The organism is Erwinia magellanica (assembly GCF_039023495.1).
GTDB lineage: Bacteria > Pseudomonadota > Gammaproteobacteria > Enterobacterales > Enterobacteriaceae > Erwinia.
In genome coordinates this window covers 530,175-553,893 of record NZ_JBCHVC010000001.1, presented here as the reverse complement: position 1 = coordinate 553,893, position 23,719 = coordinate 530,175, and the positions used below count along the sequence as shown (strand labels likewise).

Annotated in this window: 24 protein-coding genes and 1 other annotated feature; of the genes, 13 read left to right on the top strand and 11 right to left on the bottom strand. The window is 49.3% G+C overall.

The genetic code is table 11. The features are described 5' to 3' along the window. Positions 1-61: 61 nt before the first annotated feature. The 4 genes from AAH450_RS02475 to AAH450_RS02460 all read right to left on the bottom strand — a co-directional run bounded on the left by AAH450_RS02475 (position 62) and on the right by AAH450_RS02460 (position 4,470). Positions 62-1,417, bottom strand: a complete 1,356-nt coding sequence (locus AAH450_RS02475; RefSeq protein WP_342908757.1) for an APC family permease — start codon at positions 1,415-1,417, stop codon at positions 62-64. Next, entirely contained in the window at positions 1,407-1,610 is a 204-nt protein-coding gene (locus AAH450_RS02470) for a hypothetical protein (protein ID WP_342908756.1), read from the bottom strand. Before AAH450_RS02470 ends, AAH450_RS02475 begins: the two co-directional genes overlap by 11 nt. A gap of 132 nt (positions 1,611-1,742) precedes the next feature. Then, positions 1,743-3,041 (bottom strand): 4-aminobutyrate--2-oxoglutarate transaminase, encoded by a 1,299-nt coding sequence (gabT, locus tag AAH450_RS02465; RefSeq protein ID WP_342908755.1) that lies wholly within the window; start codon positions 3,039-3,041, stop codon positions 1,743-1,745. A 13-nt stretch (positions 3,042-3,054) separates the two neighbouring features. Continuing rightward, entirely contained in the window at positions 3,055-4,470 is a 1,416-nt protein-coding gene (locus tag AAH450_RS02460) for a glutamine synthetase family protein (protein ID WP_463322692.1), read from the bottom strand. 223 nt (positions 4,471-4,693) lie between these two features. On the opposite strand from AAH450_RS02460, the gene puuD reads away from it, so the two are divergent. The 3 genes from puuD to AAH450_RS02445 are packed head-to-tail and all read left to right on the top strand — an operon-like array spanning position 4,694 to position 7,305. After that, positions 4,694-5,458, top strand: a complete 765-nt coding sequence (gene puuD / locus AAH450_RS02455) for a gamma-glutamyl-gamma-aminobutyrate hydrolase (protein ID WP_342908754.1) — start codon at positions 4,694-4,696, stop codon at positions 5,456-5,458. Continuing rightward, on the top strand, positions 5,455-6,006 hold the full coding sequence (gene puuR / locus AAH450_RS02450; RefSeq protein ID WP_342908753.1) for an HTH-type transcriptional regulator PuuR: 552 nt from the start codon (positions 5,455-5,457) through the stop codon (positions 6,004-6,006). The genes puuD and puuR overlap by 4 nt, the downstream gene beginning before the upstream one ends. 21 nt (positions 6,007-6,027) lie before the next feature. Further along, entirely contained in the window at positions 6,028-7,305 is a 1,278-nt protein-coding gene (locus tag AAH450_RS02445) for an NAD(P)/FAD-dependent oxidoreductase (protein ID WP_342908752.1), read from the top strand. Between the two features lie 13 nt (positions 7,306-7,318). Here AAH450_RS02445 and AAH450_RS02440 read toward each other — a convergent pair whose 3' ends face one another. After that, a complete protein-coding gene (locus AAH450_RS02440; RefSeq protein ID WP_342908751.1) occupies positions 7,319-8,146 on the bottom strand; it encodes an SDR family oxidoreductase in 828 nt (275 codons plus the stop codon). Between the two features lie 180 nt (positions 8,147-8,326). Between AAH450_RS02440 and hisL the strand changes: the two genes are divergently transcribed. The 10 genes from hisL to AAH450_RS02390 all read left to right on the top strand — a co-directional run bounded on the left by hisL (position 8,327) and on the right by AAH450_RS02390 (position 16,140). Next, positions 8,327-8,374: a his operon leader peptide gene (gene hisL / locus AAH450_RS02435; protein WP_156485023.1), complete on the top strand. Its 48-nt coding sequence runs from the start codon at positions 8,327-8,329 to the stop codon at positions 8,372-8,374. Continuing rightward, positions 8,350-8,472 (top strand) — a sequence feature (His leader region). (Overlaps the previous gene by 25 nt.) A 78-nt stretch (positions 8,473-8,550) precedes the next feature. Beyond that, positions 8,551-9,450, top strand: coding sequence for an ATP phosphoribosyltransferase (gene hisG, locus AAH450_RS02430; protein WP_342908750.1), 900 nt, complete (start codon positions 8,551-8,553; stop codon positions 9,448-9,450). Positions 9,451-9,452: 2 nt separating this feature from the next. After that, positions 9,453-10,760, top strand: coding sequence for a histidinol dehydrogenase (gene hisD / locus AAH450_RS02425; RefSeq protein WP_342908749.1), 1,308 nt, complete (start codon positions 9,453-9,455; stop codon positions 10,758-10,760). Next, complete coding sequence (gene hisC, locus AAH450_RS02420; RefSeq protein ID WP_342908748.1) at positions 10,757-11,848, top strand: histidinol-phosphate transaminase; 1,092 nt, start codon at positions 10,757-10,759, stop codon at positions 11,846-11,848. The genes hisD and hisC overlap by 4 nt, the downstream gene beginning before the upstream one ends. Next, positions 11,845-12,912 carry a bifunctional histidinol-phosphatase/imidazoleglycerol-phosphate dehydratase HisB gene (hisB, locus tag AAH450_RS02415; protein WP_342908747.1) on the top strand — a complete coding sequence of 356 codons (1,068 nt, stop codon included), beginning with the start codon at positions 11,845-11,847 and terminating at the stop codon, positions 12,910-12,912. Before hisC ends, hisB begins: the two co-directional genes overlap by 4 nt. Continuing rightward, positions 12,912-13,502 (top strand): imidazole glycerol phosphate synthase subunit HisH, encoded by a 591-nt coding sequence (hisH, locus tag AAH450_RS02410; protein WP_318791194.1) that lies wholly within the window; start codon positions 12,912-12,914, stop codon positions 13,500-13,502. The genes hisB and hisH overlap by 1 nt, the downstream gene beginning before the upstream one ends. A 5-nt stretch (positions 13,503-13,507) precedes the next feature. After that, on the top strand, positions 13,508-14,245 hold the full coding sequence (hisA, locus tag AAH450_RS02405; protein WP_342908746.1) for a 1-(5-phosphoribosyl)-5-[(5-phosphoribosylamino)methylideneamino]imidazole-4-carboxamide isomerase: 738 nt from the start codon (positions 13,508-13,510) through the stop codon (positions 14,243-14,245). Continuing rightward, a complete protein-coding gene (hisF, locus tag AAH450_RS02400) occupies positions 14,227-15,003 on the top strand; it encodes an imidazole glycerol phosphate synthase subunit HisF (RefSeq protein ID WP_342908745.1) in 777 nt (258 codons plus the stop codon). Before hisA ends, hisF begins: the two co-directional genes overlap by 19 nt. Beyond that, positions 14,997-15,608 carry a bifunctional phosphoribosyl-AMP cyclohydrolase/phosphoribosyl-ATP diphosphatase HisIE gene (gene hisIE / locus AAH450_RS02395; protein WP_342908744.1) on the top strand — a complete coding sequence of 204 codons (612 nt, stop codon included), beginning with the start codon at positions 14,997-14,999 and terminating at the stop codon, positions 15,606-15,608. Before hisF ends, hisIE begins: the two co-directional genes overlap by 7 nt. A 55-nt stretch (positions 15,609-15,663) precedes the next feature. After that, complete coding sequence (locus AAH450_RS02390) at positions 15,664-16,140, top strand: YbaK/prolyl-tRNA synthetase associated domain-containing protein (RefSeq protein WP_342908743.1); 477 nt, start codon at positions 15,664-15,666, stop codon at positions 16,138-16,140. A gap of 946 nt (positions 16,141-17,086) precedes the next feature. On the opposite strand, the gene wzzB is transcribed toward AAH450_RS02390, so the two are convergent. The 6 genes from wzzB to AAH450_RS02360 all read right to left on the bottom strand — a co-directional run bounded on the left by wzzB (position 17,087) and on the right by AAH450_RS02360 (position 23,708). Beyond that, complete coding sequence (wzzB, locus tag AAH450_RS02385; RefSeq protein WP_342908742.1) at positions 17,087-18,145, bottom strand: LPS O-antigen chain length determinant protein WzzB; 1,059 nt, start codon at positions 18,143-18,145, stop codon at positions 17,087-17,089. 71 nt (positions 18,146-18,216) lie between these two features. Continuing rightward, positions 18,217-19,623: an NADP-dependent phosphogluconate dehydrogenase gene (gndA, locus tag AAH450_RS02380; protein WP_342908741.1), complete on the bottom strand. Its 1,407-nt coding sequence runs from the start codon at positions 19,621-19,623 to the stop codon at positions 18,217-18,219. A 205-nt stretch (positions 19,624-19,828) separates the two neighbouring features. Continuing rightward, entirely contained in the window at positions 19,829-20,581 is a 753-nt protein-coding gene (locus tag AAH450_RS02375; protein ID WP_342908740.1) for a glycosyltransferase family 2 protein, read from the bottom strand. A gap of 2 nt (positions 20,582-20,583) precedes the next feature. Next, positions 20,584-21,468 carry a hypothetical protein gene (locus tag AAH450_RS02370; protein ID WP_342908739.1) on the bottom strand — a complete coding sequence of 295 codons (885 nt, stop codon included), beginning with the start codon at positions 21,466-21,468 and terminating at the stop codon, positions 20,584-20,586. Then, positions 21,465-22,739, bottom strand: coding sequence for a DUF6337 family protein (locus tag AAH450_RS02365; protein ID WP_342908738.1), 1,275 nt, complete (start codon positions 22,737-22,739; stop codon positions 21,465-21,467). Before AAH450_RS02365 ends, AAH450_RS02370 begins: the two co-directional genes overlap by 4 nt. A 36-nt stretch (positions 22,740-22,775) precedes the next feature. Beyond that, positions 22,776-23,708 carry a glycosyltransferase family 2 protein gene (locus AAH450_RS02360; protein WP_342908737.1) on the bottom strand — a complete coding sequence of 311 codons (933 nt, stop codon included), beginning with the start codon at positions 23,706-23,708 and terminating at the stop codon, positions 22,776-22,778. Positions 23,709-23,719 lie beyond the last annotated feature (11 nt).

The window sequence follows — 23,719 nt, the reverse complement described above, 5'->3', positions numbered from 1 at the left end:
TGTTCAGCACGATCAAAAAAGGGCGCCGAAGCGCCCTTTCTTATTCCAGCTCAGTAAAGCCTTACATCGGCTCTTCAGTGCATTGTGGTACCGGGTTACGGAAGCTGCGGGTCACAAAGGCCAGATAAACCAGACCAATGGTGCCCCAGACCAGGCCGAGGATCATGGAACTCTCTTCCAGATTAATCCACAACGCGCCAACCGTTAACGCCCCGCACAGCGGCAGAAGCAGGAAGTTGAAGTTGTCTTTCAGCGACTTGTTACGGCCTTCACGGATCCAGAACTGGGAAATCACCGACAGGTTCACGAACGTGAATGCCACCAGCGCACCGAAGTTAATCAGCGCAGTGGCAGTAACCAGATCCATAGTGATAGAAAGCAGCGCGATCATGCCTACCAGTATCACGTTCAGTGCCGGAGTACGCCATTTTGGATGAATGTAGCCGAAGAAACGCTCCGGGAACACGCCATCACGGCCCATCACGTACATCAGACGGGATACACCCGCATGCGCGGCCATACCGGAAGCCAGTACGGTGACACAGGAGAAAATCAGAATGCCGAACTGGAAGGCTTTGCCCGCCACGTAGAGCATGATTTCCGGCTGTGAGGCATCAGGATCTTTAAAGCGCGAGATATCCGGGAAATAAAGTTGCAGGAAGTAGGAGACCACTACAAACATTATTCCGCCAATCAGAGCCGTCAGGAAGATAGCCTTAGGGATCACGCGCTCTGCGTCTTTGGTCTCTTCCGAGAGCGAACTGATCCCGTCAAAGCCCAGGAACGAGAAGCAAAGGATCGTAGCACCGGTAATCATCGGCACGACATGGGCATTCTCAGACCAGAAAGGTTTACTGCTGACCAGCGTTCCGGCACCTTCGCCGTGCGCCACGCCATAGATCACCATGCCCATGATCACCACCATCACCGCAACCTGCAACACCACGATCACGCTGTTGAAGTTAGCCACGGTTTTGATGCCCTTGAGGTTGGAGAGCGTCATAAAGCCCACCAGCAGCACCACAAAGATCCAGGAAGGAATGCCAGGTACCAGCGCTTCGAAATAGATTTTAGCCAGCAGGATATTGATCATCGGCATGAACAGATAGTCCAGCAGAGATGACCAGCCTACCAGAAACCCGACGTGCGGGCTGATAGCTTTCTGAGCATAGGTATAGGCCGAACCCGCCGAGGGGAAGCGACGAACCAGCTTGCCATAGCTCAAAGCCGTAAACAGGATAGCGATTAACGCAAACGCATACGCCGTAGCCACATGACCGTCGGTCAGGCCAGAGACGATGCCAAAGGTATCAAACAGGGTCATTGGCTGCATATAAGCCAGGCCCATCATCACTACCGGCAGTAAAGTCAGCGTTTTTTTCAGATGCGGACGAGAGGATTGAGGATTAAGCGACATGATTCACTCTCCCCATAGCGCCAACCGTGACGGGTTGAACCACAGGGAAACGTCCCGCGATGCGAGAGTTTTTACTTTTCTTTGACGGGAGAACGAACAGGCAGGTGCGGGTGAAGGTGTGACCCGTTGCGGCGCCGTAGTCATCACGCTGGCGGATACCGGCGTGCGCTGGAGTGATTAAGTGTTGCCCCATTTGTATTATCCTCAACATAGCACGTCCGTGCGTGCTAAAAGCGTGTATCTATCCGGTTCTGCACCGGCCTCTTAAAAGCGAATGTAATTTCTGCAAAAAAATAACCGGCGCGATAAGCGACGGTTATAGATATCATTTTGCAGGGCGCATATTCTGCACTATACGCAGGGATAAAGACAAGAGATTGAGACCTTCCGTAACAATTTCTTTGCTTGCGGTTAAAGGTATCAGAAAACGGATAACATTAGCGCGTACCCCGCAGGAGAGCAGGATTAACCCCTGATGCCCCGCTTCCTGCACCAGAGCCTGAGTCAGCGCTTTATCCGGCCTTGTCCGGTCCCGCGCTTCTACCAGCTCCATTGCCACCATGGCGCCGGTGCCACGAATATCGCCAATACAGTCAAATTCCTCAGCCATGTTATGCAACGCCGTTTTCAGCCATTCCCCCTGCTGTTGCGCTTTTTCATTCAGCTGCTCTTCATCAATTAAACTTATGACGGCCAGTGCAGCAGCAATGCCAACAGGCGATCCGGCATAGGTGCCACCTAACCCCCCCGCTTCTGCTTTCTCCATAAGCGATTTTCGCCCCACCACGGCTGAAAGAGGGAATCCACCCGCCAGGCTTTTCGCCATGGTAATTAAATCAGGTTCCACACCGCTGTGTTCAATGGCGAAGGTTTTACCGGTACGGCAAAAGCCACTCTGGATCTCATCGGCAATCAGCACAATGCCGTGCTCATCGCAGAGTTTGCGCAGCTGGTGCAGGAAGGAAGCAGACGCGGCGTAGAAGCCCCCTTCTCCCTGCACAGGTTCAATGATAATCGCGGCTACATCGTCCGGTGCCACATCTGCGGCAAAGATGCCCTGTAGCGAAGCCAGAGACTGCTTTTCGCTGATACCCAGATATTCGGAAGGATAAGGGGCATGGAAAATCCCACCAGGGAAAGGCCCATACCCTTTTTTGTAGGGCTGAACTTTGCCGGTCAGCGCCATGCCTAACAGCGTTCGCCCGTGGAAACCCCCACGGAAGGCGATTACGCCGCTACGCCCGGTGGCGATCCGCGCAATTTTTATCGCATTTTCGACTGCTTCCGCCCCGGAGGTCATCAACAGGGTTTGGGTCTGCCCGGCAATCGGCACCAGCGCGTTGAGTTTTTCCGCCAGTTCTACATAACTGCCATAAGGCGTAACCTGAAAACAGGGATGGCTGAAGCATTCAAGCTGAGCGGTTACGGCCTGGATAACTTTAGGATGATTATGTCCGGTGTTGACTACGGCAATGCCAGAGGCGAAATCGATATAGCGTTTGCCCTCCACATCCCAGATTTCGGCGTTAAGCGCCTTCTGCACATAAACCTGTAGCGAGTTTCCCACACCGCGTGTCACTGCCGCTTCACGTCTTGCCTGCCATTGCTGGTTGGTTTGCGTCATCTTCAGCCTCCCGTCAGGCGTTTTTCAACATCCAGTCAATTTCGGTTGCGGTGATCAGACGTTCGAAATGCATCAGCTCATGGTGTTTACAGCTGTGCCAGACGAAGGCGAATCGCTCACCCAACAGTTTTTGCAGGGCGTGGCTCTGTTCAAATTCGCACAGCGCATCGCTCTGACGTACAGGCAACGGATTGCCCTCAGCTTCATGACCGTTGCCCTGAATGGCGGGCGGCAGGGGAAGCTGAGTATCAATACCGTGCAGCATCCCGGCTAAAATCGCAGACATCACCAGATAGGGATTGGCATCCGCTCCGGCCACGCGATATTCGATGCGATGGTTATCGATATCGCCACAGGGGATGCGTAAAGCCACGGTGCGGTTGTTATGGCCCCAGGAGGCCTGCAAGGGGACAAAGGCATCCGGCAGAAAACGACGATAGGCGTTGACGTTGGGAGCAAGCAGCGCCATAGAAGCTGGCATCAGGTCAATCATTCCCGCCAGCGCCCGTTTCATAAGGGGCGAGTTACTGCCATCGTCACAGGCGAATGCGTTGTTATCGGCGGCATCCAGCATGCTGATATGAACGTGCATGCCGCTGCCGGCATACTCTTCATAGGGCTTGGCCATAAATGTGGCGGTCATGCCGTGATTTTCCGCCACCTGGCGCACCAGACGTTTGAGCTGGATAGCATGGTCGCAGGCGCTGAGGACGTTGCGGGTGTGATGAAGATTGATCTCAAACTGGCCGGGCGAGGCTTCTGCCAGCGCGCCATCCGCCGGAATGCCCTGCTGTTTCGCCAGCGAGTCAATATCACTCAGCACCGCAGAGAAGTGGTCGAGATTGTCAACGGAATAGACCTGGCTTTGCATGTTGCGCTCGTCGCTACCCGGCGAACACGGCGGCTGGATAAAGCCTTCCGCATCACGCTGTTTATCGACCAGATAGAACTCCAGCTCTACCGCTACCACCGGAAACATCCCTCGATTGCGCAACTGCTGCCAGAGGTGATTAAGTACGTTTCGGGGTTCAACGTCAAAGGGAGTACCATCTTGATTACGCATGGTTAAAAGCACCTGCGCCAGATGTTGAGGGTCTGCTGCTGAGGGGATTAACGTACCTTCCACCGGAAGACAGATGTTGTCCGGTTCACCGAGTGCCTGGCCTAACCCCGCCTCTTCAACCGTGTTACCGAGGATGTCCATGGCAAAGACGGAAGCGGGGAAATAACACCCTTTTTCAAGTTTATTCAGGCTGGCGATGGGGATTCGCTTACCGCGAAACACGCCGTTGAGATCGTTCAGGAGGATATCTACATACTGGGTTTCAGGGTGGCGTTCCAGATAAGTCTGCACTTCATGCTGGAACGCGCTGGTTCGTTTCCCTTCACTGTGTCTCGTGAAGTCCTCTACCTCGACAATATTTGTCATGATTCGACCCTTCGCTTCGTTGTTGAGCGTTGCTCAAAATAACAGCCACATTTCTAACATAGCGCCAACATAAAAAGTGTGCAAATGTTACATTCAAGTTTATTTTGCAGCCAAATGCGTTTGAATATTGTGCAGCCGATTGCTAGATTGAAAATATATTGCACAAAATTGCGCCAAAAGCGCCCTTCCGGCAGATATTTCGAACAAGAAGGCGAGGGATTGAATGGGCATTATATTTAACAAGCCATTGATTGGCGTAGTGATGTGTCAGATCGATAAAGGTGGGCATCCTACCCAAATCGTACATAACAAATACCTCGACGCGGTGCTGCAAGCGGGTGGTGTGCCGCTGGCTTTGCCACACGGATTGATCTCTTCCCCTCATCTGTTAGAAATTGCTATGGCTCCGCTGGATGGGCTGTTATTTACCGGCAGTCCCAGTAACATCGAACCGCATCATTATGGTGAGAGTGGCACAGAAGACTGTGCCGATGCTGGTCGCGACAGGCTGGCTTTTGCCTTAATTAAGGCGGCGATTGCACAACGCCTGCCCATGCTGGCGCTGTGCAGGGGATTGCAGGAGCTGGTGGTGGCGACGGGCGGTACGCTGCATCGCCAGTTGCATACCCTTTCCGGTTTTCAGGAACATCGTGAAGACGCAGGGCTTTCCCTTGAGCAGCAATATGCGCCCTCACACGAAGTTTTTGTCGAGCCAGGCGGCCTGCTGTCATCACTGGTGGAGGGCTGCGGGAAATTCTGGGTTAATTCGCTACATCAGCAAGGGATCCGCTCACTAGGCCCCTCAGTCCGCATTGAGGCACGTGCCGCAGACAGACTGATTGAGGCTGTCAGTCTGGAAGACCACCCATTTGCTCTGGCAGTGCAGTGGCACCCGGAATGGCAAAGTGAAAAATCAGCGTTATCCCGTCTGCTGTTCGAAGGATTTATTCACGCCTGTCAACGCTATCAGGAGGAAAAGAGGCCATGAACGAAGCCGCTCCGGGACGACGGTTATCGGAACTCCGCCAGCAAATGGGGATGTCACAACGACGCGTTGCTGAATTATCGGGTCTGACGCACAGCGCTATCAGTACTATTGAGCAGGATAAAGTCAGCCCTGCGGTCAGCACGCTGCAAAAATTATTAAAGGTCTATGGCCTCTCCCTGTCGGAATTTTTCTCCGAACCGGTAAAAGATGAACCGCCGAAGGTCGTGGTGGATGCCGGGGAGTTGATTGATATCGGCAGCCAGGGCGTGTCTTTAAAGCTGATCCATAACGGCAATCCCAACAGAACGCTGGCGATGCTGTTAGAAACCTATGAGCCGGGAGCCACCACCGGAGAGAAAATTCGTCATCAGGGTGAAGAGACCGGCACGCTGCTGGAGGGACAGATTACCCTGACTATCAGCGGCCAGAGCTACTCCCTGCATGCGGGGCAGAGTTACGTGATTAATACCGGTCATCCGCACAGCTTTACCAATTCATCAACCCAGCCCTGCCGGATTGTCAGCGCGCACACGCCGGCCACCTTTTAGCGCATGAATGAGGAGAGCATTATGGATCATGTAAAGAGTTACTATGCTGCGACAGCCAATCCTCATGAGTCCTGGCCTCAGCTTCAGGAGAGTATTCAGTGCGATGTCTGCGTGATTGGCGCAGGCTTTACCGGGCTTTCCTCGGCGCTGTTTCTCACTGAAACGGGGTACGATGTGGTGGTGCTGGAAGCGGCAAAAGTGGGGTTTGGCGCCAGCGGCCGCAACGGCGGGCAGGTGGTAAATTCCTACAGCCGCGATGTGGATGTGATTGAACAGCGCTACGGCAAAGAGAGCGCCCAACTGCTCGGCAGCATGATGTTCGAGGGTGCCAGTGTGATCCGCGATCGTATCAGTCGCTACGCTATTGATTGCGATTTCCGGCCCGGCGGCATTTTCGCTGCGCTGAACAAGCGCCAGCTGCACCACCTGAAGCTTCAACATAAACGCTGGGAGCACTATGGCAATGCGGAACTGGAGATGCTTGACGAAGCGGCAATGCGCCGTGAAGTTGCCAGCGAGCGCTATGTAGGCGGGCTGCTGGATAATAATGGCGGCCACCTTCATCCGTTAAATCTGGCGCTGGGAGAAGCAGAAGCCATTCGCCGTCATGGTGGTCGTATTTATGAAAGGTCGGAGGTCATTTCAGTCTCCTACGGTACACCGCATCAAATAACCACCGCTCAGGGCCATGTGACGGCAAAATTCGTCATTTTCGCCGGAAACGCCTACCTTGCGCCGCATCTTGAGCCACGCCTGGCGCGCATGAGCATTCCCTGCGGCTCGCAGATTATCACCACTGAGCCGCTCTCTGCGGATAAAGCGTTGTCGTTATTGCCAAATAATCGCTGTGTGGAGGACTGTAATTACCTGCTTGATTACTTCCGTCTCACTGCCGATAACCGTCTGCTCTACGGCGGGGGCGTGGTTTATGGCGCGCGCGAGCCGCAGGATATCGAAACACTGATCCGCCCCAAGCTGCTTAAAACCTTCCCGCAGCTGGCAGAGATCAAATTCGACTATGCCTGGAGCGGCAATTTCCTGCTGACCCTGTCGCGTATGCCGCAAATTGGCCGTCTGGACAACGGCGTCTTTTATATTCAGGGCGACAGCGGACATGGCGTGACCTTTACCCATCTGGCAGGAAAACTCGCCTGCGAGGCGATCAAAGGGCAACCCCAACGCTTTGATGCCTTCGCCAAAATCCCGCACCTTCCTTTCCCTGGCGGTCACCGTTTTCGTATCCCTCTCACCGCAATTGGCGCAGCCTGGTATTCACTGCGGGACAGGTTAGGGGTTTAACTCACTGGCCGCTTTATAAAAGCGGCATCTTCGCCGGATCGGGATAGCGATACTCAAAGCCCAAATCGCGACAAATTTTGCTGCCGTCGATCAGTTTGCCCTTATCAGTGTTCTCCTGCTGACGAAAGGTAGGTGGCGTCAGCCCAAGCTGGCGTGCCACCGCCGGATAGAATTCGCTGCGTGCAGGGTGCTCTGGCGCACTGAGGTTGTAGATATGGCCACCTTTGGGCGTTTGCAGCAGCAGTGAAATTGCGGCGACCACATCTTCCAGATGCACCAGATTAACGCCATGACTGCCGTCGGCGAGATCCGTTTTGCCTGCCAGGAACCGCCCCGGATGGCGTTCAGGACCCACCAGCCCGGAAAGGCGCAGGATATCCACCGAAGTGTGCGGAAGATGATGCAACCACTCCTCCAGCTCTTTAAGCGTTTTACCGGCAACGGTTTGCGGCTCCAGCGGCGAGCTTTCTTTCATCACGCCAGAACCGCTGCCATAGACCGAGGTGGAGCTGGTAAAAATAATCCTTGGGATAGCGCGTGCCAGGGCGCTGTCGACAATTTGCTGAACGGCCAGCATATAGCTCTCTCCCCCTTCAGCCGTGCGGCTGGCTGGCAGCGTGATCACCAGCGCATCCACGCTGAGTAAAGCTTCCAGATCGTCCGCATCACAGATCAACTCCGGCGTCAGCTCCAGCAGATAACTTTCAATGCCGCACATCCGCGCAGCGTCCACGCCATCCTGGGTGGTCTTGCTTCCCAAAACCTGCCAGCCGTGAGCGGTTAAGGACAGCCCCAGCGGCAAACCCAGCCAGCCCAGACCCACAATCGCAACTCTTTTCATCCTCTGACTCCTGTAGTGAGGCGTGTTCAATCCCTTAAACCTACGCCAGCGTACTCTTTGTGACAATGCAGAGATGATGAGAGAATCTTACTTAATTGACAAAAAAGGGTTGCGCGCGGCGCGTCACCTGCGTTAGGTTATTTGTCACGATATGAATATCCATTCATCCAAGAGAATTTTATGACACGCGTTCAGTTTACTCACCATCATCACCATCATCCTGACTAGTCTTTCAGGCGATGTGTGCTGGAAGACGATCAGAGTCTTCCAGTGGTGCAGAACGCAAGAGCAGCCCCCGGAAGATCGCCTTCCGGGGGCTTTTTTTTGGGTTGAACCCGGCCGGGATGAGAGAACTGCAACAGGTTGACGCAGACAGTTAGCAGACAGTTAAAGGAAAAGTACTCATGTTAGATAACACCCGTTTACGCATAGCTATGCAGAAATCAGGCCGTTTAAGCGATGAATCACGCGAATTGCTCGCCCGCTGCGGAATTAAAATCAATTTACAGCAGCAGCGCCTGATAGCTTTCGCCGAGAACATGCCCATTGATATCCTGCGCGTGCGTGATGACGATATTCCGGGGCTGGTGATGGATGGCGTGGTTGACCTTGGTATCATTGGCGAAAACGTGCTGGAAGAAGAGCTGCTGACCCGCCGCGCTCAGGGAGAAGATCCGCGTTATTTCACGCTGCGTCGTCTGGATTTCGGCGGCTGCCGCCTGTCGCTGGCGATGCCGGTGGACGATGAGTACACCGGCCCGCAATGTTTACAAAACTCCCGTATCGCCACCTCTTACCCTCACCTGCTGAAGCAGTATCTCGACAAACAAAAGGTGGCGTTTAAGTCCTGCCTGCTGAACGGTTCAGTAGAAGTGGCACCGCGTGCCGGTCTGGCCGATGCCATCTGCGACCTGGTTTCCACCGGCGCGACACTGGAAGCCAACGGTTTGCGCGAAGTTGAAGTCATTTACCGCTCCAAAGCCTGCCTGATCCAGCGTGATGGTGAAATGCCGGCGGCCAAACAGGAGCTTATCGACAAGCTGATGACCCGTATTCAGGGCGTTATCCAGGCGCGTGAGTCCAAATACATCATGCTGCACGCGCCAAGCGACAAGCTGGAAGATATCATCTCCCTGCTGCCGGGAGCAGAGCGCCCTACCTTGCTGCCGCTGGCTGGCGACCAGAGCCGCGTAGCGATGCATATGGTCAGTAGCGAAACGCTGTTCTGGGAAACGATGGAAAAGCTGAAAGCGCTGGGCGCCAGCTCCATCCTTGTGCTGCCCATTGAGAAGATGATGGAGTAACAATGGCTAACTTCGCGACCCCCATTGACTGGCAGAGCTGTAGTGAAGCTCAGCAGCAGGCGCTGCTGACCCGTCCGGCTATTTCTGCTTCAGAAAATATCAGCCAGACCGTGCGCGGCATTCTGGATAAAGTGAAGGCTGAAGGCGATGCGGCGCTACGCTTCTACAGCGCTACCTTCGATAAAACCCAGGTTGATGAGCTACGCGTCACGCCAGAGCAGATCGAGGCCGCTGCGGCGCGTCTTGGTGATGAGATCAAACAGGCGATGGCCGTTGCCGTTGGCAATATTGAAACCTTCCATGTGGCGCAGCAGTTGCCCCCGGTAGATATCGAAACGCAGCCAGGGGTGCGCTGTCAGCAGATTACCCGTCCGGTGGCGTCTGTCGGTCTGTACATTCCTGGCGGCTCTGCCCCGCTCTTCTCTACCGTGCTGATGCTGGCAACGCCTGCCCGCATCGCCGGCTGCCAGCGTGTGGTGCTCTGTTCGCCGCCGCCCATTGCCGACGAAATTCTCTACGCTGCCAGGCTCTGCGGCGTAAAAGAAGTGTTTCAGGTTGGGGGCGCACAGGCCATTGCTGCACTGGCAATGGGGACAGAGTCGGTGCCCAAGGTCGACAAAATTTTTGGGCCAGGCAATGCTTATGTAACCGAAGCCAAGCGCCAGGTCAGCCAGCGTCTTGATGGGGCCGCGATAGATATGCCAGCCGGGCCTTCCGAAGTGCTGGTGATTGCCGATGCTGAAGCCACGCCCGCCTTTGTTGCTTCTGATTTGCTTTCGCAGGCGGAACACGGCCCGGACTCTCAGGTTATTTTGCTGACGCCCTCTTCAGAGATGGCAAAAGCGGTTGCGGAGGCGGTTGAAGCACAGCTGGCAGAGCTACCCCGTGCCGAAACCGCACGTAAGGCGCTGGAAAGCAGCCGCCTGATTGTGACGAAAGATTTACTGCAATGTGTGGAAATCAGCAACCGCTACGGGCCCGAACACCTGATTATTCAGACGCGCCAGGCTCGTGACCTGGTAGAGAGCATCACCAGCGCGGGTTCGGTGTTCCTCGGCGACTGGTCGCCGGAGTCTGCCGGGGATTATGCATCCGGCACTAACCATGTGCTGCCCACCTATGGTTATACCGCGACCTGTTCCAGCCTGGGGCTGGCTGATTTTCAGAAGCGCATGACAGTGCAGGAGCTGACGCCGCAGGGCTTTATGAACCTGGCGCCCACTATTGAAATCCTGGCGGCGGCGGAACAGCTTACCGCCCATAAAAATGCCGTTACCCTGCGCGTCGCCGCGCTCAAGGAGAAGTCATGAGCAACAGGATTGAAGAGCTGGCGCGTGCCAACGTTCGCGCCCTGACGCCTTATCAGTCTGCCCGGCGTCTTGGCGGCAACGGCGACGTCTGGCTTAACGCTAACGAATATCCGCTGGCGGTGCCTTTTGAGCTGACCCAGCAAACGCTGAACCGCTATCCTGAGTGCCAGCCAGCGCTGGTAATTGAGCGCTATGCGGCCTATGCGGGATTGACGCCGGAGCAGGTACTGGTCAGCCGGGGAGCCGATGAAGGGATTGAACTGCTGATCCGCGCTTTCTGCGAACCGGGTAAAGATGCGGTGCTGTTCTGCCCGCCAACTTACGGCATGTACAGCGTCAGCGCGGAAACTATCGGCGTGGAGTACCGCACCGTGGAAGCACGGGAAGGCTGGCAGCTGAACCTGCCAGCTATTGCTGACCAGTTGGATGGCGTAAAAGTGGTTTATGTCTGTAGCCCCAACAACCCCACCGGTAATCTGATCAATCCTGAAGATATCCGCGAGCTGCTGGAGATGACCCGTGGTAAAGCGCTGGTGGTGGCCGATGAGGCTTACATCGAGTTTTGCCCGCAGGCTTCGCTCACCAGCTGGCTGAAAACCTATCCTCACCTTGTGATCCTGCGTACCCTTTCAAAAGCCTTTGCGCTGGCGGGCCTGCGTTGCGGCTTTACGCTGGCTAATGCCGAGGTTATCGCCCTGCTGATGAAAGTGATCGCCCCTTACCCACTTTCCACGCCCGTAGCGGATATCGCCGCTCAGGCGTTGAGCGACCAGGGCATCGCGCTGATGAGGCAGCACGTGAGCGAGCTGATCGCCACACGTGAGCAGCTGATCGCCTCGCTCAAGGCATGTGATTGCGTGGAGGAGGTCTTCCCCAGCGACACCAATTATGTGCTTGCCCGTTTTACCTCTTCCGGCCAGGTCTTTAAAACGCTGTGGGATCTGGGCATTATCCTGCGTGACCAGAATAAACAGCCGGGGCTGTCGGGATGTTTACGCATCTCTGTCGGTACCCGCGAAGAGTGCGAGCGCGTTATCTCCGCGTTGAACAAATTACCCGGCGCGTCCGGTTCCATGGAGCAAGCATGAGCCAGAAAACCCTTTTTATCGATCGTGACGGCACGATCATCTCCGAACCTCCGGCGGATTTTCAGGTGGACCGCATGGACAAGCTGGCCTTCGAGCCGGATGTGATCCCTGCGCTGTTGTCCCTCCAGAAGGCGGGTTACAAGCTGGTGATGATCACCAATCAGGATGGGCTAGGCACCGAAAGCTTCCCGCAGGCGGATTTTGACGGCCCGCATAATCTGATGATGCAGATCCTCACCTCGCAAGGGGTACAGTTTGATGACGTGCTGATTTGCCCTCACCTGCCGGAAGAGAGCTGTGACTGCCGCAAGCCAAAAACCAAAATGGTTGAAGCCTGGCTGGCGGAAGGCGCACTGGATACGGCGAGCAGCTATGTGATTGGCGACCGCGCGACCGACGTGGAGCTGGCAAACAATATGGGTATTACCGGCCTGCTCTATTCGCGGAACGATCTTAACTGGCAGGCCATTGAGCAGCAGCTGACCAGGCGCGATCGCCATGCGCTGGTTAAGCGTAATACGAAAGAAACGCAGATCAGCGTGGAGGTCTGGCTGGATCGCGAAGGCAACAGCAAGTTCAACACCGGCGTTGGCTTCTTTGATCACATGCTGGATCAGATTGCCACCCACGGCGGCTTCCGCATGAATATTGAGGTGAAAGGCGATCTCTATATCGACGATCACCACACCGTGGAAGATACCGGCCTGGCGCTGGGTGAAGCGCTGCTGAAAGCGCTGGGCGACAAGCGTGGCATTGGCCGCTTCGGATTTGTGCTGCCGATGGACGAATGCCTGGCGCGCTGCGCGCTGGATATCTCCGGCCGGCCGCACCTCGAATATAAAGCGGAATTCAGTTACCAGCGTGTGGGCGATCTGAGCACCGAGATGGTCGAGCACTTCTTCAGCTCGCTCTCCTACACCATGGCCAGTACGCTGCACCTGAAAACCAAAGGTAAAAACGACCACCACCGCGTGGAAAGCCTCTTTAAAGCCTTTGGCCGCACGCTGCGCCAGGCGATCCGCGTTGAGGGCAATACGCTGCCCAGTTCAAAAGGAGTGCTGTGATGAATGTGGTGATCCTGGATACAGGCTGCGCCAATCTCTCTTCGGTAAAGTGGGCCGTGCAGCGTCTGGGTTTTGATCCGGTAGTGAGCCGCGATGCCGATATCGTTTTACAGGCTAATAAGCTGTTGCTGCCGGGCGTAGGAACCGCTCAGGCGGCGATGGATCAGCTGCGTGAACGCGAGCTGATCGAGTTAATCAAAGCCTGTACTCAACCCGTGCTGGGCATCTGCCTGGGCATGCAGCTTCTGGGTTCGGAAAGCGATGAGAGCGGCGGCGTTAAAACGTTGGGAATAATCGAAGAGCCTGTGCAGAAAATGCAGGATTTAGGCCTGCCGCTGCCCCATATGGGCTGGAACCAGATCGCCTCTCAGGCTGGCAATCATCTGTTCCGTGGCATTCCCGATGGTTCGTACTTCTACTTCGTGCACAGCTATGCGATGCCGGTGAACCCCTACACCATTGCCCAGTGTAACTACGGCGAAGCCTTCACCGCTGCCGTACAGAAAGATAATTTCTTCGGCGTACAGTTCCACCCGGAGCGTTCCGGTGCCGCTGGCGCGCAGCTGCTGAAAAATTTCCTGGAGATGTAACGGGTATGATTATCCCCGCATTAGATTTAATAGAGGGCAAAGTGGTTCGTCTTCATCAGGGCGACTACGGACAGCAGCGTGATTACGGTAGCGACCCGCTCCCCCGCCTGCAAGATTATGAAGCCCAGGGTGCGGAAGTGCTGCATCTGGTCGATCTCACCGGCGCCAAAGATCCTGCTGCCCGCCAGATCCCATTACTGACCACTTTGCTGGCAGGCGTCAGCGTACCGGTTCAGATAGGTGGCGGCATTCGTACCCGTGAAGATGTGGAGGCTCTGCTTAAAGCTGGCGCAAGCCGGGTCGTGGTCGGTTCAACCGCCGTAAAAGATCCAGAGGAAGTGAAGAGCTGGTTTAAGCAGTATGGGCCGGAAGCTATTGTGCTGGCGCTGGACGTGCACATTGATGCCAGCAACCGCAAAGAAGTGGCGATTAGCGGCTGGCAGGAAGCAGCAGGCGTGACGCTGGAAGAGGTGATTGAGCAGTTTCAACCTGTGGGGCTGAAGCATGTACTCTGCACCGATATCTCCCGCGATGGCACGCTGAGCGGCTCAAACGTGGCGTTATACCGTGAGATCTCCACACGGTTCCCCGCCATCGCGTTTCAGTCTTCTGGCGGCATCGGTTCGCTGGAGGACATTACCGCGTTAAACGGCTCGGGTGCCAAAGGCGTGATCGTAGGTCGCGCACTGTTAGAAGGTAAATTCACCGTCTCGGAGGCTATTTCATGCTGGCAAAAAGGATAATTCCCTGCCTGGACGTTCGTGACGGTCAGGTCGTTAAAGGCGTACAGTTCCGTAATCATGAAATCATCGGCGATATCGTGCCGCTGGCCCAGCGCTATGCGCAGGAAGGAGCTGATGAGCTGGTCTTTTATGATATCACTGCTTCTTCCGATGGACGCGTAGTTGATAAGAGCTGGGTCTCGCGTGTGGCAGAAGTGATCGATATTCCCTTCTGCGTGGCCGGGGGCATTAAGTCCACCGAAGAAGCTGCGCAGATATTGTCGTTTGGTGCAGATAAAATCTCCATCAACTCTCCAGCGCTGGCTGACCCGGAACTGATTACGCGTCTGGCAGATCGTTTTGGTGTGCAGTGCATCGTGGTGGGAATTGATACCTGGTTTGACAGCGAAACCGGCAAATATCATGTTAATCAGTACACCGGCGACGAAAAGCGCACCAAAGTTACCACCTGGGAAACTCTGGAATGGGTGCAGGAGGTGCAGAAGCGCGGCGCAGGTGAAATCGTTCTGAATATGATGAACCAGGACGGTGTGCGCAATGGTTACGATCTGATTCAGTTGCAGAAGGTGCGTGAGGTGTGCAAGGTGCCGCTTATCGCCTCCGGTGGCGCGGGTACGATGGAACACTTCCATGAAGCGTTCCGGGATGCTGACGTGGACGGAGCGCTGGCCGCTTCCGTCTTCCATAAACAGATCATTAATATCGGGGAACTGAAAAGGTTCCTGATCGAAAAAGGTGTGGAGATCCGCGCGTGTTAACTGAACAACAGCTGGCCCAGCTGGACTGGGTAAAAACGGATGGCATGATGCCAGCCATCGTGCAACATGCCGTTTCTGGTGAAGTGCTGATGCACGGCTATATGAACCAGGAAGCGCTGACCAAAACGCTGGAAATTGGCAAGGTGACATTCTGGTCCCGCACCAAAGAGCGTCTTTGGACAAAAGGCGAAACGTCAGAGAATTACCTGAACGTGGTGAGCATTACCCCAGACTGCGATAACGATACGCTGCTGGTTCTGGCTAATCCCATCGGGCCAACCTGCCATTTGGGTACGTCCAGCTGCTTCTCCCCTGCTGCACCGGACTGGACTTTCCTTTACCAGCTGGAACAGCTGCTGGCGGAGCGTAAACATGCCGACCCGAAAAGCTCTTATACCGCCAGTCTTTACGCCAGCGGCACCAAGCGCATAGCGCAGAAAGTCGGTGAAGAAGGCGTGGAAACCGCACTGGCGGCGACGGTAAACGACCGCCATGAGCTGACCAACGAAGCCTCGGATCTGATCTATCACCTGCTGGTTCTGCTACAGGATCAGGATTTGAATCTGAGTACGGTCATCGATAATCTTCGTCAGCGGCATAAATAAGTTTCAGTTTATTATTAAGGGCCGGTTATCCGGCCTTTTTTATTAAGGAGGATCTATGAGCACTTTTGAGCGTCTTACCAGCCTGCTCGACAGCCAAAAGGCCCGGTACACCGTGATGGAGCATGTACCCACAGGAAAATGTGAAGAGGTAGCTGCCATTCGCGGCACCGAGGTTGGTCAGGGTGCTAAAGCGCTGGTTTGCCATGTAAAAGGTAACGGACTGAAGCAGTATGTTCTGGCCGTCTTACCAGCAGACCAGCAGGCTGATTTGGGTAAAGTTGCGCAAGCCGTAGGTGGCCTGCGGGCATCGCTGGCAAGCCCTGCGGAGGTAGATCGTCTGACCGGCTGCGTATTTGGCGCGATCCCACCCTTCAGCTTTCATGATGAGCTGAAGGTGGTTGTGGACCCTACTCTGTGTGAGCGTAACGCGGAAATAGCATTCAACGCCGGGTTACTGGAGAAATCTATGGTATTGGATGTGGAAGACTATCAGCGGATTTGTCGGTTTGAGCGGGTGAGTATTTTGAAATAGTGATTCACAGGGCACGAGTAAACTGGCACAGCCCATATCTGGGCCACTTTGATACACTGCCGGGCAGGACTTTAACCGACAGTTTTCGACTCTGGTCCCGGCAATGACCAGAATGCTGTCGAAAAGCTGATCGGAAATCTTAAGCAAAAACGACAGCATATCCGTCAGGTTATTAATCATTACTTTGATTAACATTCTCCAATCATCGAACTGACATCTCAGTGTCACACGTTGATGCACATAGCTTGTCAGGCTGGCCTGATGACTGATATCCATTGTGACGAGAAGCTATCCCTTATCTGTACACTACGTCTCATGCGTGGCAGGCGATTAAATCTCTGGCACGCTATCTTGTGGCAGCAACGTGCAAATGCTTGCCGATATTTACGGCAGCGAACCTTGTGATGAAGCCTGCTGCATCTGCAAAGTACCTATGGCGATCGATTACCAATACCAAAGAGCCTCATGCCAGTGGCGCTGAACAGCGCAGCGTTCATGGTGTGAGCCATCCACGACTAATAAAAATTGATTCATATAGAGTTTATTGGAAGAAAGCATGCCTTTATGCCGCTATTTAAGAACGAAGCAGTGCCGCTTGCTAGTTATGAGTACATCACCGTTCTGTTTAGCGGCGTAATCCTTCATAGATGAGCCATTGGCGAGCTAATTGAACCTGCTGAGGTTGTGTCTGTTATTCTGGACCTGCTAATCAATGGGCTGAAGCCGCTAAGAGCAGACTATGGTGGGATGTTGTAGTGAGAAACTGAATGAGAGTTGCTACCGTGGGAAGCTTGGTAAAGAGACAGACTGCAAAAAAGAAATGGCCAGGAAAGTTGCTTGCTCTATGAACCTGATATTTTTTAGTTAAAAAAAGGCTTCCCGGGGGAAACCTTTATAAAAAAACTTATTGAAATCTATTCATTTTTTTATTTAACATAGTATAACTTTATATTTCGTTGTTTCTCGTACGTCTTATGTCAAAGATATTTCTGATTATTACAATCCCGGATCCAATAATTCCCCCCAAAATAATAGCCAATAAGAGAGTTAATGATTTTTTAGGACTATCTCTGTATATTGGCAAGTCGGGTTTTTTGATATATTGGAAATTCTGCATTCTTGAAAAATCTATTCTTAAATTATTAAGTGAAAGCAAAGCCCTTTGGCTTGCATAATAGTAGTCATTATATTCCAGAGGCTTAGATTTTTCATTAGCAATCATGGAACTAAGAGCAGATGTGCCTAATAAATATAAAGTATCATCTGATAGAAACTCTGCCTGACTTAAATTAGATTTTTCTATTTTAGCAGCTTCAGCTATTTTCATAGCTTGCTTCATAACGTCTATACGATGCTCTTTTTTATCTTGAGCAATTTTTTCTTGAGCAGCAATAGAGTCTTTAAGACCATTTTGCCTGACAAAAATATTACTTCTCATATCTATAGCAAAATCGTCAGAAACATTCTTATTTAACTCATTGAGATAATGGCTTAATTTTTGCTGAGCTTGCTTAGGAGAGCTACCAGTAAAGGTGATACTGATAGGATCATCCTTACCTGCTGTTACAGGCCTAACCTTCAAGTCTAGTGGTTCTTCAAGGTTTCTTAAAGTCCCCGAAAGAGCATATGCAGAAGCTATATATCTACCGAAAATCTGGCGTTGTAAATCTGGCAATGACACTTTGTCTTCAATGTTTTGAACGTAAAGAACACTCAATGCATTATTAAATGTGGCAACCTGTCCCGCGGCAGGTTGAGTAATAATCGTCTCAGAGGTCCATTTCTCTTTTGCAAACAGAAGATAGATAGCTGCTAAAATCACCATAATAACAATAGAAGACAATATGATAATTTTACCATTCCATAATTTAGCCACAAGATCAAAAAGATCAAACTCTTCGTCATGGTGACTGTTTGCTGAATGTGACGAGTTATGCTCAGAGCGAGCTGAATGCTTCTCAAGTGACATAATTTGATAATACTCTGATAAATTATTAAGCAGCAAAAAAATAATGCTGAAGGGAGTATGGAGTTTGAATTAAAAAATACCTCCCACTTAAGAGGGAGGTATTAACTTTAGTCCAACCATTCAGTGTGGAATACACCTTCTTTATCAGTACGCTTGTAGGTGTGCGCACCAAAGTAATCGCGCTGCGCCTGAATCAGGTTAGCAGGCAATACCGCTGAACGATAACTGTCATAGTATGCGATAGCAGCAGAGAACGTAGGTGTTGGGATACCGTTCTGTACGGCATAAGCAACCACATCACGCAGCGCCTGCTGATATTCATCTGCTACGTTTTTAAAGTATGGTGCCAACAGCAGGTTAGCAATGTTCGCATTATCTGCATACGCATCGGTAATCTTTTGCAGGAACTGAGCACGAATGATGCACCCTGCACGGAAGATTTTAGCAATCTCACCGTAGTGCAGATCCCAGTTGTTTTCATCAGAAGCTGCTTTCAGCTGTGAGAAGCCCTGCGCATAAGAAACGATTTTACCCAGGTACAAAGCACGACGAACTTTCTCAACGAACTCTGCTTTATCACCGGAGATTGTTTGCACCGTTGGTCCGCTCAGTACTTTAGAAGCCGCCACACGCTGTGTCTTCAGAGAAGAGAGGTAACGGGCGAACACGGATTCAGTAATGAGTGACAGTGGCTCTCCAAGATCCAGAGAACTCTGGCTGGTCCATTTACCGGTGCCTTTGTTAGCTGCTTCATCAAGGATCACATCAACCAGATAGTTGCCGTCTTCATCTTTTTTAGTGAAGATATCTTTAGTGATATCGATCAGGTAGCTGCTTAGCTCACCTTCATTCCACTCGCTAAAGGTTTTAGCAAGGTCATCATTGCTCAGGTTCAGAGCATTTTTAAGCAGGGAATAGGCTTCTGCAATCAGCTGCATGTCGCCATACTCGATGCCGTTGTGAACCATCTTCACATAATGACCCGCACCGTCCGGACCCATATAGGCCACGCACGCTTCGCCTTCTGCACGGGCTGCAATCTCAGTCAGGATAGGCGCAACCAGTTCATAAGCTTCTTTCTGTCCACCAGGCATGATGGAAGGCCCTTTAAGCGCACCCTCTTCACCACCGGATACGCCAGTACCAATGAAGTTGAAGCCCTGATCGGACAGTTCACGATTGCGGCGAATAGTATCTTTATAGAAGGTGTTACCGCCATCGATCAGGATGTCACCTTTATCAAGATGCGGGGTCAGAGAAGCGATTGTTTTATCTGTGGCTTCTCCAGCCTGGACCATCAGGAGAATACGACGTGGCTTCTCAAGGGATTCAACAAACTCTTCGATGGTGTAGTAAGGCGCCAGTTTTTTGCCTTCATTTTCAGCGATGACTTCTTCCGTCTTTTCGCGTGAACGGTTAAAAATTGACACTGTATAACCGCGGCTCTCAATGTTGAGAGCCAGGTTACGGCCCATTACTGCCATACCTACAACGCCGATCTGTTGCTTGGACATACCTACTCCTGTCTACGTGTTGTTACTTGCAGTTTTGGCACTGCGGCCAATGTTCTAAACATGTTAACTCAGGTTTGTGTAATGAAGAAAGTAATTGGTGCGATAGTGGCATTGATTCAGAACATAGTATGAAATTAAAAAATGGTAGCGCTCACTTAACCATCACCGCCTTACTAACATGGCCAACAAATGAACATCAAAGCAATCATTTTCTAAAAACGGCGCGCCATGCATAGAAACAAAAACAATAGGCGGCATTTAAGATACTTAAACATTCAACTTCTCTATAAATCTGCCATTGTCGTCTGGCTTTCTTGAATTTATTCCTTGAAATTGAGCCTGCAACAATCCTGTACTCAGTCAATACTTCTGTAAGTGCATGAGCCTTAACTCCCGTTTTAAGAATTTTAAGCCATAAGGCATAATCTTGGCCCGTACGCAATAGTGGCATAGTTAAGTCATCAATAACATTACGTCGTAATATCACAGTAGAACAACCTAAAGTAGCTTTCTTTTTTAACATATCAACATAAGTAACAGGGGAAATATGATGTGTATCGACTGTCTGACCAGAATCGATTCCATCTTCCGAAATAATTTTATAGGCGGTAAATGAAAATTTAATATCATCACCCATAAATTTCAGTTGCAATTCAAGTTTTTTGGAATGCCAAATATCATCACTATCAATGAAAGCAATAAAATCTCCAGAGGCTCGAGCAAGAGAATTATTTCGTGTGACAGCTGCACCTGAGTTAACGGAATTCTTTTGTGGCTTGACTCTGGGATCTTGTAAACTTAAACGAAGCAAAATATCATAAGTTTTATCGGTTGAGCAATCATCAGTTACTAACCATTCCCAGTTGCTATAGGTCTGTTTCAATAAGCAAAAATATAATTCTTCTATAAAGGTTTCAGCATTATAGGCTGGGGTGATAATAGACACTAACTTGCTCAATTTTACTTGTCCTTATTAATCATGAAAGAACTAACATTAAGCATAAAATAATCCATACTCGCAATAAATTGATTATCGTTAAGTTTATTTATTACATTAAACTTTTCAAGCCCCTTAGTGAACCCCGTGAAAACAGGTACAAAATGAATGCTATCCTTAACAATAAGACGAGAATCGAAATTATTTTTAGTTGTTACCATCTTATACCAGATATCATCTGCATAAGGACATATTTTAGCAATTTCATCAAAGAGCGCTATTGAATTGTCAAGCGCTTTAATTGGGTAACATATACCTGATACACCTGTAGGTAAAATTGTATAGTCTTTTGCAGACATTTTTGAAGCTAGTGACCATTGATCATATGGACTGATTCTTCCATTTTTATTGATAATAATATTTCTTCCTCGATAACAAAGTACAGCGGGTTCATTTTTTTTATTATAATTATTGAAACCTTCCATCCAATTTTCAGGATAAAAAATGTCATCATCTGCTGTAACAATAAATTTAGGTGTAATATGACGAGGTAAAGAATTATCATCCAGTATAAATGAAAGTTTTTTATAGGAACGAACATCACGATCTACATACCTAACGGTTAAGCCTCTTCTCTCTTGATGCTGTAAAATTTTTAACCAAACACCTCGGGGCTTATCATTTTTATATAGCCAAAGCACAATAGCGTCTGGTTTGAAAGACTGCTGAAATATACTTTCTATTGTTAAAAACGAGAACTTAACTCTACTGCCATAACTTGTCAAAGAGACAACATATCCATTATTACCAGGCTCTAATTTTGGACTAAAAAAAACTAATCTCATCAGGTAATAAACAGTCAAATATAAAGATTTTATAGTAACTAAAATTTTTTTTATTAAGGTCATTTTTTTAATCCAAAATTAAAACGTGGCATTTTTTTAATTATTTGTATGCAGAAATAAAAAAGCATAACAAAAGCAGAAACCTCATAAGGAGTCAACAAATAATAATAATAGTCAAACCATGAGAAAAATAGAAACGAAGTTAAAAAGGTATAAATCATCAGCATTAATTTCGAGTGACTGGACATACCACATAAAAAAGAAAGAAGAAAAATCATGATGAAGAAAAACAAAAACGCGTAATTTCCTGCCGATAAAAGTAAGGTTCCCCATATTGAAGGAACATTCCCCACAGCGCCGTATATTATATTTAAAGGCAACATTGGTCTTACAAGCTCAAGAGTGAGTAAATCACTTCCTGATATCGCATTGAATATATTTAAAAATCCAGCAAGCAAACCAAAAGCATCTTTAAATGTAAGATTATTATATAAGCCCAATCCTTCATAATTAGAAAGTGTGAGTATTCCCGAAAACAAGTAACCTAAAAAATGAATCATTATACTAAACATTACAGAAAAATAATCCAGATTACCAGATTGGTTGCTCATAATGACTTTCATAAAATAAACAGAGAAAAACAGAGCAATTAAAACAAGAGCTAGCTTTAGTGAAATAGTAATATACTTTTTAAATGAAAGCTGAATAAATTTTCCACTAATAACATACCAAACCATCCATACCAAGGGTATCATTACCCAATATTTAACCTGTTTCATGAATAAAAGAATAAATATAAAGGAAATAAAAACTATATATTTCTTCTTCTTATGTTTAAGATAAATTTCCACTAAAAAAGGTAGCGTAGCCATTAATATAGCAAAGGAATGTCCAGCGAATCCATAAGTAAGCCTAGCTTCAAAATCCTCGCTAACAAAACTTCCCAAGTCTCGATAGGCAGAAAAAATATGCCAACTACAAATCAATGACATTAACAGCGCAACATTTGTTATAAAATTCTTTGCCCGATCCCCATAGTTAAAAAGGGAAAATTCAATGACAGGAGGTTTTATTTTATCTATACGTGAGAAGAATATTGCGGCCGTGATACTTGCTAAAAGGCCACATAAGTAAAACAAAAATATATAAAAATAGACAAATTTACTAAGCGTAATGAAGCCGAGAGATTGACCTATCAATTCATATATAAGGAGAATAAAATAAACTCCAATAAACGAAACTATGCAGGGTGTTAATCGCTTCCAGCAATAATAATCAATAGTGAACCCTACGGGAAGCAAAAAAAAGAAGAGAAAGACCATTATTTCATACATAAACTACATCCCCTAAGACCTACTGAACATAAATGACTAGAGAAATTTATTGATAAACATTTTTTTTATTTTCACAAAGAAATAGACAGGTCTCATCATAAAATGAATTATATCAAGAATTTTTGAAAATCTACCTTTTTTGTTATTGGTCACCTTTTTAATTAACCTTTTCCCATTGAGTAATATCAACGTATCAATTTTCAATAACTTAGGATACAAACCCTTAAGCTCTTTAAAAGTATGCATTTTATCTATATTAATTAGATCATTTAAAAAACCTTCATTAATATAACGTTGAGAATTCTTTGAGATTGAGTTAGCCACTCGATAGTTAACGGTGATTTCATCATTGAAAGACAGCTTATAGCCCTGTCCAGTAATTCTTAACCAAAGCGGAAGATCCTCAATATTTCTAAAACGTTCATCTGCATAGCCTACTTCAGCTAATATATTAGTGTTCAGAAATGAAGTGGGGGCCAGGTTGAAACTTTTGAACTTCAAATATTCATGCTGTTCACAAGCTGTCATTTCAAAGAAAGGCATATCATACTTTTCAGGAACAACCTTACTTATATATCCAAACCATTGCATCCTTGAAAAAATAGCAAAACTTTCTTTATGGGTGTTTTTATATTGTACATAACTGGATATGCAGTTTGGTCTTAACAGATCGTCACCGCCTATACTTTTAACCCATAAAGTATCAACTTTTTTCCATGCACGATTACAATTAGCACTTACTCCTGAGTTTTCAACGGAGGTTAATAACACCACTTCATTGAATTCACTTGCATAATCGCTAAGCCAGTCTTTTATTATTTTTATAGTAAAATCGGTAGAGAAATCATCCGAGATAATTAATTTTAAGTTGGCTGAACCATAATCCTGTTGCCGTATACTATTTAATGTTTCTATAATTGTCTTTTCAGAATTAAACGTTACAACTACTATGCTGATGATTTCTTTCATTAGGGTTTTCT

Coding starts and splice junctions, on each gene's coding strand:
- AAH450_RS02475 (WP_342908757.1), bottom strand. CDS start 1,417: ATGTCGCTTAATCCTCAATCCTCTCGTCCGCATCTGAAAAAAACGCTG.
- AAH450_RS02470 (WP_342908756.1), bottom strand. CDS start 1,610: ATGGGGCAACACTTAATCACTCCAGCGCACGCCGGTATCCGCCAGCGT.
- gabT (WP_342908755.1), bottom strand. CDS start 3,041: ATGACGCAAACCAACCAGCAATGGCAGGCAAGACGTGAAGCGGCAGTG.
- AAH450_RS02460 (WP_463322692.1), bottom strand. CDS start 4,470: ATGACAAATATTGTCGAGGTAGAGGACTTCACGAGACACAGTGAAGGG.
- puuD (WP_342908754.1), top strand. CDS start 4,694: ATGGGCATTATATTTAACAAGCCATTGATTGGCGTAGTGATGTGTCAG.
- puuR (WP_342908753.1), top strand. CDS start 5,455: ATGAACGAAGCCGCTCCGGGACGACGGTTATCGGAACTCCGCCAGCAA.
- AAH450_RS02445 (WP_342908752.1), top strand. CDS start 6,028: ATGGATCATGTAAAGAGTTACTATGCTGCGACAGCCAATCCTCATGAG.
- AAH450_RS02440 (WP_342908751.1), bottom strand. CDS start 8,146: ATGAAAAGAGTTGCGATTGTGGGTCTGGGCTGGCTGGGTTTGCCGCTG.
- hisG (WP_342908750.1), top strand. CDS start 8,551: ATGTTAGATAACACCCGTTTACGCATAGCTATGCAGAAATCAGGCCGT.
- hisD (WP_342908749.1), top strand. CDS start 9,453: ATGGCTAACTTCGCGACCCCCATTGACTGGCAGAGCTGTAGTGAAGCT.
- hisC (WP_342908748.1), top strand. CDS start 10,757: ATGAGCAACAGGATTGAAGAGCTGGCGCGTGCCAACGTTCGCGCCCTG.
- hisB (WP_342908747.1), top strand. CDS start 11,845: ATGAGCCAGAAAACCCTTTTTATCGATCGTGACGGCACGATCATCTCC.
- hisH (WP_318791194.1), top strand. CDS start 12,912: ATGAATGTGGTGATCCTGGATACAGGCTGCGCCAATCTCTCTTCGGTA.
- hisA (WP_342908746.1), top strand. CDS start 13,508: ATGATTATCCCCGCATTAGATTTAATAGAGGGCAAAGTGGTTCGTCTT.
- hisF (WP_342908745.1), top strand. CDS start 14,227: ATGCTGGCAAAAAGGATAATTCCCTGCCTGGACGTTCGTGACGGTCAG.
- AAH450_RS02390 (WP_342908743.1), top strand. CDS start 15,664: ATGAGCACTTTTGAGCGTCTTACCAGCCTGCTCGACAGCCAAAAGGCC.
- gndA (WP_342908741.1), bottom strand. CDS start 19,623: ATGTCCAAGCAACAGATCGGCGTTGTAGGTATGGCAGTAATGGGCCGT.
- AAH450_RS02370 (WP_342908739.1), bottom strand. CDS start 21,468: ATGACCTTAATAAAAAAAATTTTAGTTACTATAAAATCTTTATATTTG.
- AAH450_RS02365 (WP_342908738.1), bottom strand. CDS start 22,739: ATGTATGAAATAATGGTCTTTCTCTTCTTTTTTTTGCTTCCCGTAGGG.
- AAH450_RS02360 (WP_342908737.1), bottom strand. CDS start 23,708: ATGAAAGAAATCATCAGCATAGTAGTTGTAACGTTTAATTCTGAAAAG.